This is a genomic window from Actinomadura sp. CNU-125 (genome assembly GCF_001942465.1).
Classification (GTDB): Bacteria; Actinomycetota; Actinomycetes; order Streptosporangiales; family Streptosporangiaceae; genus Spirillospora.
The window spans coordinates 26,943-37,441 of record NZ_MKJY01000574.1; the positions used below are offsets into that span (position 1 = coordinate 26,943).

General features: G+C 71.0%; 13 protein-coding genes. 3 read left to right on the top strand and 10 right to left on the bottom strand.

All coding sequences use genetic code 11. The features are described from left to right. Positions 1–4: 4 nt before the first annotated feature. Complete coding sequence (locus BJF79_RS44420) at positions 5–907, bottom strand: Rieske 2Fe-2S domain-containing protein (RefSeq protein ID WP_075906632.1); 903 nt, start codon at positions 905–907, stop codon at positions 5–7. 131 nt (positions 908–1,038) lie between these two features. Here BJF79_RS44420 and BJF79_RS44425 point away from each other — a divergent pair, with 131 nt between their 5' ends. Continuing rightward, positions 1,039–2,748, top strand: a complete 1,710-nt coding sequence (locus BJF79_RS44425; RefSeq protein WP_083734702.1) for a sialidase family protein — start codon at positions 1,039–1,041, stop codon at positions 2,746–2,748. A 94-nt stretch (positions 2,749–2,842) separates the two neighbouring features. On the opposite strand, the gene BJF79_RS44430 is transcribed toward BJF79_RS44425, so the two are convergent. From BJF79_RS44430 to BJF79_RS44455, 6 genes are all read right to left on the bottom strand, one after another. Beyond that, positions 2,843–4,003, bottom strand: coding sequence for a type III PLP-dependent enzyme (locus tag BJF79_RS44430; protein ID WP_075906616.1), 1,161 nt, complete (start codon positions 4,001–4,003; stop codon positions 2,843–2,845). 78 nt (positions 4,004–4,081) lie between these two features. Then, positions 4,082–4,486, bottom strand: a complete 405-nt coding sequence (locus tag BJF79_RS44435) for a UTRA domain-containing protein (protein WP_075906618.1) — start codon at positions 4,484–4,486, stop codon at positions 4,082–4,084. Positions 4,487–4,617: 131 nt separating this feature from the next. Beyond that, positions 4,618–4,827 carry a DUF397 domain-containing protein gene (locus BJF79_RS44440; protein WP_075906620.1) on the bottom strand — a complete coding sequence of 70 codons (210 nt, stop codon included), beginning with the start codon at positions 4,825–4,827 and terminating at the stop codon, positions 4,618–4,620. A 147-nt stretch (positions 4,828–4,974) separates the two neighbouring features. Further along, positions 4,975–5,544 carry a hypothetical protein gene (locus BJF79_RS44445; RefSeq protein WP_075906622.1) on the bottom strand — a complete coding sequence of 190 codons (570 nt, stop codon included), beginning with the start codon at positions 5,542–5,544 and terminating at the stop codon, positions 4,975–4,977. 117 nt (positions 5,545–5,661) lie between these two features. Further along, positions 5,662–5,871 (bottom strand): DUF397 domain-containing protein, encoded by a 210-nt coding sequence (locus BJF79_RS44450; protein WP_075906624.1) that lies wholly within the window; start codon positions 5,869–5,871, stop codon positions 5,662–5,664. A 54-nt stretch (positions 5,872–5,925) separates the two neighbouring features. Continuing rightward, positions 5,926–6,714 carry a helix-turn-helix domain-containing protein gene (locus tag BJF79_RS44455; RefSeq protein ID WP_262403483.1) on the bottom strand — a complete coding sequence of 263 codons (789 nt, stop codon included), beginning with the start codon at positions 6,712–6,714 and terminating at the stop codon, positions 5,926–5,928. 191 nt (positions 6,715–6,905) lie between these two features. On the opposite strand from BJF79_RS44455, the gene BJF79_RS44460 reads away from it, so the two are divergent. Both BJF79_RS44460 and BJF79_RS44465 read left to right on the top strand, forming a co-directional pair. Beyond that, positions 6,906–7,262, top strand: coding sequence for a hypothetical protein (locus tag BJF79_RS44460; protein WP_143220924.1), 357 nt, complete (start codon positions 6,906–6,908; stop codon positions 7,260–7,262). Then, the gene (locus tag BJF79_RS44465; protein ID WP_075906628.1) at positions 7,259–7,519 is read left to right on the top strand and encodes a hypothetical protein; all 261 of its coding nucleotides are present in this window, start codon (positions 7,259–7,261) and stop codon (positions 7,517–7,519) included. Before BJF79_RS44460 ends, BJF79_RS44465 begins: the two co-directional genes overlap by 4 nt. A 70-nt stretch (positions 7,520–7,589) precedes the next feature. Here the strand turns inward: BJF79_RS44465 and BJF79_RS44470 are convergent, their stop codons facing one another. The 3 genes from BJF79_RS44470 to BJF79_RS44480 all read right to left on the bottom strand — a co-directional run. Then, positions 7,590–8,303: a vWA domain-containing protein gene (locus tag BJF79_RS44470; RefSeq protein ID WP_083734704.1), complete on the bottom strand. Its 714-nt coding sequence runs from the start codon at positions 8,301–8,303 to the stop codon at positions 7,590–7,592. Positions 8,304–8,349: 46 nt separating this feature from the next. Beyond that, positions 8,350–9,540 (bottom strand): hypothetical protein, encoded by a 1,191-nt coding sequence (locus BJF79_RS44475; RefSeq protein WP_075906630.1) that lies wholly within the window; start codon positions 9,538–9,540, stop codon positions 8,350–8,352. Continuing rightward, positions 9,537–10,499: protein phosphatase 2C domain-containing protein (locus BJF79_RS44480; protein ID WP_143220925.1), on the bottom strand; the 963-nt coding region annotated here is incomplete at its 5' end. The genes BJF79_RS44480 and BJF79_RS44475, both read right to left, overlap by 4 nt.

Genomic DNA, 10,499 nt, shown 5'->3' on the forward strand with positions numbered 1-10,499 from the left:
GCGCTCAGGTGGCGGAGTGCACCATGCCGCGGCGCGTCCGTACGAGGTCGGCGCGCTCTCCCCCGCCCGCCCGAGGAACCCGCACCTCGATGCGTCCGTCCCGGACCCGCGTCTCGAAGCAGGGCTGCGGCGCGCTCGCCGGACCGCGCGTGACGCCCCCGTCGGCCAGCCGGAACGTGCTGGCGTGCCAGGGGCAGGTGACGCAGCCGTCCGCGAAGGTGCCCTCGTCCAGCGGGCCGCCCATGTGACCGCACATCGCCGCGAGCGCGTACGCGCGCCCCTCGTACCGGTAGACGAGGATCGGCGTACCGTCCGCGTCCACCCGGACGGGCTCGCCCTCGACCAGGTCGTCGTCCAGCACCGCCGTCCACTCGGCCGGGCCCTGCTGCCACGCGGTGCGGTTGACCCCGACGCCCCGGACGAACGACAGGTGCCCGCCCAGGTAGGCGCCGACCGCCAGCACGCCCATCCCGGCCCCGCCGAGGATCCTGCCGGTCCGCCGGTCGCCGCGGGCGCGCATGACGAGCGACGCCACGTGCAGCGACAGCGCGGTGCTGTTGGCCAAGGCGTGGATCCACCCGACCCGCAGCTCCGGGCCGTGCGTGTCGGACCAGTCGTTCAGCCCGCTCAGCGCGGTCGGCACGGCACCGGCCACCCCGACCTTCATCAGCAGGTCCGCGGCGGGTTCGGCGTCGCGCCCGCCGATGGCGTCCAGCACCGCGGCCATGCCCCAAGCACCGATCGTGACGTCGGTGAGCCCCGGGTGCAGCGGATGCCCCAGGAAGACCCCGCTGAGCAGATTGCGGACCGGCCGCGGCCGCACCATCCGCCCGACCATCTTGCGGATCGGCTTCGCGACCGCATCGATCTGCTCCGTCTGCTCGATCCGGCGAGTCGTCTTCTGCATGCCCACTTCCGGCCCCCTGGCGGTGATCAGCGCTTCCTCACCGGCTCCTATCCCGCGAACGACCCGGAAAACCCGGCAGGGGTTGACGGCCGCCGGGTCCGCGTCTAGTTTCACCCGGCGAAGGACATCCCATGTCCCATATCGGAGGTACCGTGCCCCCGCATCTCCGCGCCACGGCCGTCGCCGTCGCCGCCGTCACCGGACTCGCCCTGACGGCCCCGCCCGCACAAGCCGCGACCGGCCAGTCCGCCGTCGTCACCACGGACTGCACGTCCGGCCGCATCCAGGAAACCGTCGTCAACAACACCTCGACCGCAACGACCTTCACCCTGACCTGGCAGGGCCAGGGAACATGGACCGCGAACGTCGCCCCCGGCGACCGCGCCCACTTCCACTTCACGAAACCCTCGGGAACCGCCTACACGTTCCGCACGACGACCCCGCAGGGCTTCGACCAGACGAACAGCGGCGTCCTCGACTGCTCGGACGCACTGACCGTCCGCGCCACCATGGACTGCGCGTCCCCGCACCGGCTCCGTCTCGTCCTCGACAACCGCTCGGAATCCACCCGGAAGTTCACCGTCGCCTGGCCGGGCCGCGCCTACTCCCCGTGGACGGTCGACGTCCCCGCCCGTTCGGGCGACAACAGCCTCTACTGGACGGTCCCCGACGGAACCCCGTACACGTTCAACGTCTCCTCCGGCGCCTGGTCGAAGACCATCTCCGGCACGTCCGGCTGCGGCCTCGACTCGGGCGAACCGGGCATGAACTCCCAGACCGTCCTCACCACCTCGACCGTCATCGACGGCCTCGGCAAAGCGGCGAAATCAATCCGCATCCCCGGCCTCGCCGTCACCAACGACGGGACGATCGTCGCCGTCATGGACGCCCGCGTCGACGGCTCGTACGACCTCGGCGGCGGCACGAACAACATCCAGATCGCGATGACCCGCAGCACCGACGGCGGCGCGACCTTCTCCACCCCGAAGATCATCGCGAAGCCCGCGAAGACCTCGCAGGGCTACGGCGACCCGAGCCTCCTCGTCGACCGCGAAACCGGCAAGATCTTCTGCTTCTTCACCTACGCCCCCGCGCCCGGCGTCGGCTTCTGGGGCTCCAAGCCCGGCGACACGTCCGAGAACTCCACCACCAACACCCACATCACCTACATCACCTCGACCGACAACGGCGCCACCTGGAGCGACCCCGTCGACCTGAACCCGGACGTCCGCAAGCCCGACTACGCGGGCATGTTCGCCTCCTCCGGCCACGGCATCCAGCTCGACTCGGGCCGCCTCGTCCAGCCGATCGTCTACAGCGACGCGAGCGGCTCCCACGCCGCGAACATCTACTCCGACGACCACGGCGCCACCTGGCGCAACGGCACCACCGCGGGCACCGGCGTCAACGAGAGCAAGGCGATCCAGCGCGGCACCGGACGCGTCGCGCAGAACATGCGCCACAACGCGGGCGGCGACCGCCACTACGCGATGGCCGACGACGTCACGTCCCCGTTCGGCGCCACGTGGAAGAGCGGCCTCATCGACCCCGGCAACAACGGCGACGAGATCTCGCACCTCCTGCCGCGTCCCGGCACCCCGTCCCTGACGGACGTCGCCCTGCACAGCAACACCGCCGACACGTCCCGCACCGACCTGACCGTCCGCCTCAGCCGCGACGACGGCGCGAGCTGGCCGCACCACGCGCTCGTCAAGCCCGGCGCGTCCGGCTACTCCACCATGGCCGTCCTACCCGGCGGCGACGTGGCCGTCCTCCACGAGATCGGCGACACCGGCGGCATCGTCTTCACCCGCCTGTCGATCCCCTGGCTCGAAAACTGACCCTCGAAGCCCGGCCGGCCCCGCCCGGCCGGGCCACCGGTCAGGACATGCCGGGACCGGTAATGATGACCGCCCGCCCGTCTTCGGCCGGGGATCACTCGTCCAGGTAGCGGAACGTGGGTTTCGGGTGCATGAGGAAGTCGTGGTGGGAGATGTTCCAGGCGTAGGCGCCGGACATGGCGAAGGCCACCAGGTCGCCCACCGCGATGCGGTTGGTGGGGATCTCGCGGGCGAAGACGTCCTTCGGCGTGCAGAGTTGCCCGACCAGGGTCACCGGCTCGTCGGCGACCGCTGGACCCGCCGCCCCGGCGGGCAGGACGACGAACGGATGATCGTGCTGTTTGGTCACCGGTGTCCGGATGTGCATCGTGCCGCCGCGCAGGACCGCGTACCACTGCCCGTGCGCCTTCTTCACGTCCAGCACGTCGGTGACGTACCACCCGGCGTAGACGCTGACGGCCCGCCCCGGTTCGATGCGCAGCGTTTCGCCCGGACGGGCGAGCGCGGCGACGTCCTCGCCGTAGCGCTTCCAGTCGAACCGGTTGGCGGGGTCGCCGTAGTCGACGGCCATGCCACCGCCGAGGTTGAACTCCCGGGGCCCGTCGTGGCCGGTCCGGTCGAGCCAGGCACGTCCCCACGCGAGGATCTCGGCGGCCTGGGCGACCATCGCGGGCGCGTCCAGCCCGGACGCCAGGTGCGCGTGCACGCCGCGCAGCCGGACCTGCGGCGCGGACGACAGGATCCCGGTGCACGCGTCGATGAGGTCGGGGTCCATGCCGAACGGGCCGCTCATCGCCAAGGCGACGCCACGGCGGTCGCCCGCCAGGTTGACGCGCAGCAGCACGTCGACCTCCCGGCCCGAGCCGTGCGCGATCTCCGCCAGTCGCTGGAGTTCGTACGGGCTCTCCACGTGGACGCGCTCCACGTCGAGATCGAGCGCCTGCCGTAGTTCCCGGTCGGTCTTGCCCGGACCGCCGAACGCCAGCCGCGCGTCCGGCAGTACCTCCCGGACGTGCGCCAGTTCACCGCCGGACGCGACCTCGATGCCGTCGACGTGCGGTGCGAGCGTCCGCAGGATCGGGGCGTCCGGGTTGGCCTTGGCGGCGTAGAAGATCTCCGGCGCGCCCGCCGACGCGAGCGCGGCCCGTACGTCCGCAGTGTGGTCCCGGAGCGCACCGAGGTCGTACACGAACGCGGGCAGCCCGCCCCCCGCCGCGAGGGCCCGCGCTTCGTCCTCCACAAGACGCGTGATCATCGTGCGGTTCCTCCGGATGTCGGGTGAGCGGGAACTCGTACTCCGCGGTGATGTAGTGCGCCGGGGCGACCGACACGGTCACCTCGACGGTACGGCCCTCGGCCGTGATGCCCTCGTGCGTGATCTCGACGACCGTCCGCTCCGGGTTGATCTCCAGCGCGTTCGCCTCGGCACCGGTCGCAGTCGACTCGGAACGATCCGCTCTCGGGCCGTGGCCTGCGGGTGGCCGAGTTCGGCGAGGGCGCTCTTGACACCGCCGACGATGACCGGGCCGGGCTCCGCCAGCACGGTGCCCTCAGCGATGCTCAAGGGGAACCAGCTCGCGTTGAGCCGGACGGGAATGCCTCCGGCCAGCAGGCGGCGCCTCCGCACAAGGCAGTTGACCTCCCCGGCCGGAAGGCCGAGCCACTCGGCGATCTCCGCCGGGGGCTCGGCGCGTTCGGTGGTGATCTCGTGCTCGGGCTCCAGACCGAGGGCGCGCACTGCGGCCGGAGGATCGGCCGCTGCACCGGCTGCCTGGGCTGAAGCGTGCGCGGGAACGCGGTGAGACGGACGACGGGCCCGAACCACCAGGCCCGGCCGCCTTAGTGCTGCGGCCGGGCCCCCTGCGAGGGTCAGTTGGTGAGGTCGCCGTCCCTGATGCGGGACGTCAGCGCGCGCCACTCGTTCGGGGAGAAGGCGAGCTTCGGTCCGTCCGGGTCGACGGAGTCACGGACGCCGACGGTGCCGGGCAGCATCGCCACCTCGACGCATGAGTCGTCGCCTGAGCCGCTGTGGCTGGACTTGAACCAAGGGGCGTCGGCCGGGAAGTCAGTCACGCTCATTGGGCTTGGACCTCCTCGCGTATGGCGCTGATCAGTGCTCTCGACTCTTCACGCTCAAGGCCACGTCGGCAATGCGATCGAGTTCCTTGGAGCAGAGCCTGCCCTCTGCGACGTTCTCTATTTCGCCTCGTCCGGCCGGGCCGCCGGTCAGTACGTGCCGGGATCGGTCACGTCGTACGAGGCGACGAGCCAGCGGTCACCGACCTTCCGCATACCGAGTCGGACGGACAAGCGCGCCGGGCCGTCCTCGAAGTCGGTCGCGGAGTCGTCGCCGGTCGTCTCGGCGAAGAGATCGTTCACCTGCCGGAGGGCGTCGGGCGTGATCCGGACGACGCAGGTGACGGTGGCCGTGTCATCGCCGTCCAGGCGGACCGTGAAGTCCATCATTTTGTTGACAACGTCGCGGTACCGGGCGTCGCCCGACAACGGGGCCGAGTCGGCCCGTTCGCCGCAGTCGACCATCTTGTGGAACTCGGACGTGCTGAGGTCGCAGACCGTCGGGTCGTCGCGGGCGGTGCGCGCGATCATGTAGTTCCGCGCCGCGGTCTCGGCCGCGTCCTCGTCGCCGGACCCGAGCAGGACGTTGCCCGCGAGCACGAGCCCGGCCACCAAGACGAAGCCCGCCATGATCGCCGCCACGATCGCGTACGGCTTCCGCCGCGCCGCGACCGCAGACGGCTCCTCTTCGGTGGATCGGGCGATCTGGTCGTCCGCCATGGGACCTCGAAACGGTTGGGATCTCCTAACGCCGGTAGACGCCGGAGAGCCCGCCGAAGATCTGTCCCATTCCGGTCACCGTCCCTCCAGACTCACGCGGTCGAGCCGACAGCCAGGTCAGAGCGCCAGGGAACCGTCCTTGATGCTGGACGTCAGCGCGCGCCACTCGTTCGGGGAGAAGGCGAGCTTCGGTCCGTCTGGGTCGACGGAGTCACGGACACCGACGGTGCCGGGCAGTATCGCCACCTCGACGCATGAGTCGTCGCCTGAGCCGCTGTGGCTGGACTTGAACCAAGGGGCGTCGGCCGGGAAGTCAGTCACGCTCATTGGGCTTGGACCTCCTCGCGTATGGCGCTGATCAGTGCTCTCGACTCTTCACGCTCAAGGCCACGTCGGCAATGCGATCGAGTTTCTTGGAGCAGAGCCTGACCTCCGCGACGTTCTCGATGTACATGCCGCCGCCATCGTCTCGACGAAGGCCGTGTCGAGTTCCAGAGGCGCGTTGAAGTGAAAGAGGGTGAGCGCACCCTGGCCAAGCGCAGGCCGATAGGTCATTGAGATGGGTACGACACTGATCGTGGTGTTGGGTCGCTCACCGGCGTCCAGGAGCCTGTCGAGTTGCCTCGCCATCACCTCTGCACCGCCGACCAGCCGCCGGAGGACCTCCTCGGCCAAGAGAACTACGTACTTGATATCGGTGCGAGCGAGCCGCGATCGCCGAGTCAACCGGGCTTGGAGACGCCGATCGACCTCCGCCGGGTCGTCCGGGAACTCACCTTCAATGAGCGTCCTGGCGTACGCCTCTGTCTGAAGAAGGCCCGGAACGATCTCCGTCTGCCAGGTCTTGATCTTCGAGGCGGCGTCTTCGAGCTCCGCGTATGAGCCGGTAAGGACATCGCCGTAGGCGGCCCACCAGCCTCGTGTGCGAACTTCACGGGCCAGTTGGAGCAGCGCTCCTCGCCGAGCGTCCGACCCTCCATAGATCGCCAACATGCGGGAGACGTCGGCCACGCTCGGCATCGCCTTCGCCGTCTCGATCCTGACGAGCTTGGGGCGGCTCCAGGTCAGGAGACCGGCAGCGTTCTCGGAGGTGATTCCGGCTTCCTCGCGTAGCCGCCGCAACTCGGCGGCGAGGCGTCGATGCCGTGCGGTCGGTCCGTGCTCGCTCATGCGGGCAGTTTCTCAAAGATCGAACACGTTACGTGGTCAAAGGTAAGCGAATAGTGGCTGGCGGGTAATGGCGGGATGTTATCTGTCCATGGACGATGTTACGTACGGTGTGCATCCATGCACAGAGCGGCCCCGGACGCGGTGACGCAACCACCGGCCGGGGCCTTGATCAGATGAGAGGCATCCAATCCATGTACAACGTAGCCGAAGGGGCCTATCCCGACTGGCTCACTCAAGATCCCGAGTACATGCAGGCCGAGCTGGCTCGGCGCTTCCCCGGCGTCCCGTCGTGGTTCGGCGAGTTCACCGGCTCCTGGTGGTCGGTGGTGGGTGACCGTCTCCTGGAGGCAGCGGACCCGTTCGTCCTCGCGGAGATGATCCGCACCGCGGTCGCCGCCCACCGGACGCCGCGTCCGGTGCCGCCGCCCCGGCCCCGTCCGGTGCGCCGGGCCAGGTCGGCGCCCCGGGCGCTGCCGCGCGCACGACCGTCCGGGCACTTCTTCGGACGGCTCCGCGGACGGTTCGGCCCGGCGGCGGTGGCGCGATGACGACGTCGTTCGAGCCCCCGCGCATCTACGTCTGGGACGTCGTCGACCGGGACGGCACGGGACGGTCGGGCGTGACCGGCGACCCCGACGCCGCCCTGCAAGACGTCGGGCTGGCGCTGGCCGTCGCCGGGACGGGCGCGTCCGGGACGGTGCGGCGGGTCGGGCTGTCGCCGCTCGGACGGGCCGAGTACGTCGACATCGAACAGATCGCGGCGGCCCACCGGGACGGCACGTCCGTGGTGTGGCGCCTCCGGTGAAAGCCCTGACGATCGCGCGGCCCGGCCGGCCCCCGTGCCGGCCGGGCGTCGCGCGGCGCCGGAGCGACCGTCAGTCGACGTAGACCAGCGGCACCGACGTGTAGCCCTCGACGTGCTGCGGCACCTGGATCTGCTGCGCCTCGGCGGACGCGACCAGGGAGTTCAGCACCGACTTGAGCGCCTCGCTCAGCGCGGTCTTGTTCTGCTCCTCGTTGCCCGTCTTCGCGATGTACGCGGCGAGGGTGCTCACCTTCTCCAGCACTGTGTCGCTGGCGTCGCCGAAACCGTAGGAGATGATGTCGGGACGCGGCCGCCAGCCGGGGTCGCGCAGCGCCTGGTACGACGAGAGCCAGGTCCCGCCGTCGCTGGGGATCCCGTCGGTCAGCAGGAACACCACCGGCCGGTATGCCCGGACGCCCTTCGCCGACAGGTCGGCGATGTCCTGCTCGATCCGCTCGCGGAGGAGTTCGAACATCGCGCCGTAGGAGGTCATCCCGCCGCAGGTGACCTCTGGCAGCCCGGTGAGTTCGGCGATGTCGATCATGGGGAGGATCAGGTGCGGCGAGGTGTTGAACGAGACGATCGACAGCCGGATGAAGTCGGAGACCTTCGGGCTGGCGTAGACGGTGTCGACGACCTCCGTCAGGGTCTTGTTCAGCAGCGCCTCGAACGGCTTCATCGAGCCGGACGAGTCGAGCACGAGGTACGTGGGCAGTCCGGCGACCGTGCCGCCGTCGCCCTGTCCGGCCCGCTCGTCGTACTCGGATTCGTAGTCCGGTTGCATTCTCTCTCCTTGGGTCAGGATCGCACTGCGATCAGGATGGGCACCGCTATGAGCAGGACCACGACGGCCAGCACGAGCAGGGGAGCGATCCGGAACGCGCCCGCCCGTCCCGCTGGTCGAGCCGCCGCCCGGCGGGGCGGGTGGTCGGCGGCGCCGTCGCCGGGTTCGGCTTGGGTGTGGGCCTGGGGGCAGACCGGGGTGCGGGCTTGGGTGCGGGCCGGGCCGTGGGCTTTGGCGCGGGCTTGGGCGGGAGCGGGTTCGGCCGGGGCGTGGCGCCCGTCGCCCGCCGTCGGCCGCCCGGATTCCACGGGACCGTTCTCGTCACGTTCGCCCCGGCCGGCGGAGCGTCGGGACGAGCGCCGGCGGGCCGCCGGTCCATCGCGGCGAGCAGTTCGCCGAGCTTCGGGCGCGCGGCGGGGGTCGGCGCGGTGATGCACTTCCGCAGCAGGTCGACGAGGCCCGGATACGACGGGTAGAGGCGGGCCATCTCCTCGACGGCCTCGCGCCGCTCCTTGCGGAGCCCGGTCGCCGCGCGCGCCACGAGCAGCGCGACCTTGTACCGATCGGAATGGGTGGTGATGGTCTTCGCGTTCTTCGCGAGCGGGTCTTCCCAGGTGGGCGTCTCCACGCGCGCACGCCGCCCGAGCCGCGCGGTGTCCATGTCGATCACGAGCACGTTGCTGGTGCCCGGCGCCCAGAAGGCGTTCGAGAAGGACCAGTCCCCGTAGACGAGGTCGTGGCGTTCGAACAGTGCGGCCACCGCGACGACCTCCCGCATCGCCGCGAGCCGCAGTGGTGCGCCGGGCACCGGCAGGCCGAGCCGTTCGATGCGTTCGCGGGGATTGGCGAGCAGGTCCACCTCGATGACCTGGCGGCGGGTGCGGCCTTGCAGCAGCGCGACGTCCCAGGAGAACTTCTCGTCCGCCCGGGCCATGATCGCTCCGACGGTGCGGTACCCGTCGACGACGCGCGCGACGGGCCAGGCCACGCTCCGGTCGACGAGCGCGCGGTCGTCCGGGAGCATCTGTCCCGGCAGTTCGATGAGGTCGTCCAGCGCGGTGTGCCGGACGTTCGCCCCCGGCTTGTAGAGCTTGACCAGCCAGTCCGGGTTTCCCGGCGCTCGGTAGATCACCGACGATTCCCCGTTGTCCTCCGCGACGACGTCGGACGGGCCGTACCCGTCGACGACGCTGCGGTGGACCGTCCGCCGGAACGGCGAGTCCGTCCAGTTCTTCACCGGTCCGCTCCCGGGCCCGGAGCCCAGACGACCACCGCGGTCCGGTCGTCCAGCTCGCCTTTCGCCTCGAAGCCAACGGTGTCCACGAAGTCGCTGATGTGGGGCGGTTCCGCCCATTGGTCGGCGAACCAGGGCCCGAGGTCGGGACGGCCGAGCGCATCGCCGACTCCGTCGGTGGTCAGGGCGAGCACCGCGCCCGGTTCGAGGCGGAAGGAGACGCCGCGGGCGTGGTCCGGGTGGTGCGGCAGGTACGAGTGCAGCTTGCTGCGGTCGAACCCGGTTCGGACGTCACCGGCGACCTGCTGCCAGGTTCGGTCCTTGCCGAGCCACGCGCCGACGTCCGCGATCGTCCAGACCCGCACCCGGCGGCAGCCGTCGGCGGCGGGCTCGATGTCGATCAGGGCGACGAGGGCGGCGGCGCGGACCTGGGCGTGCTTCAGGCCGCGCTGGTCCGCCGCGCCCGCCATGTGCCGGGCGGCTTCGGTGAACCACGCGTGCGCCGCCGCGTCGTCGGCGTCGTCCGTGCCGCCCGCCCACACCTGCTGGACGAGCAGCATCGTCGCGACGCTCGCGCCGAGGTGGGAGTGGTCGCTGCTGGTCATGCCATCGGCGACCGCGACGATCAGGTGGCGGCGCTCGCGGTCCACGGCGAGCCGGTAGGCGTCCTGCCGCGGCGCGGCGGGCTCCTCGCACCGGTGGCCGGGGCCGATCAGCGACGCCGCCCGGACGCGGAGTTCGCCGACGGTCGCGGCGTCCGCGGCGATCCCGGACGGTCCGGGCTCCGGCGGCAGCAGCCACGGCAGCGCGTTCGCCTTCCCGGACGTCCCGAGCGGCCGGGGGAACCGCCCGGCCGCACGGTGCGCGGTCGCGGACTCGGGCGGGGGCGTCGCGCGGGCGTGGCCGCCGGGGACGAGGCCCGCCGGGGACGAGCCCGCGGGCGGTCGCTCGTACGCGGACGG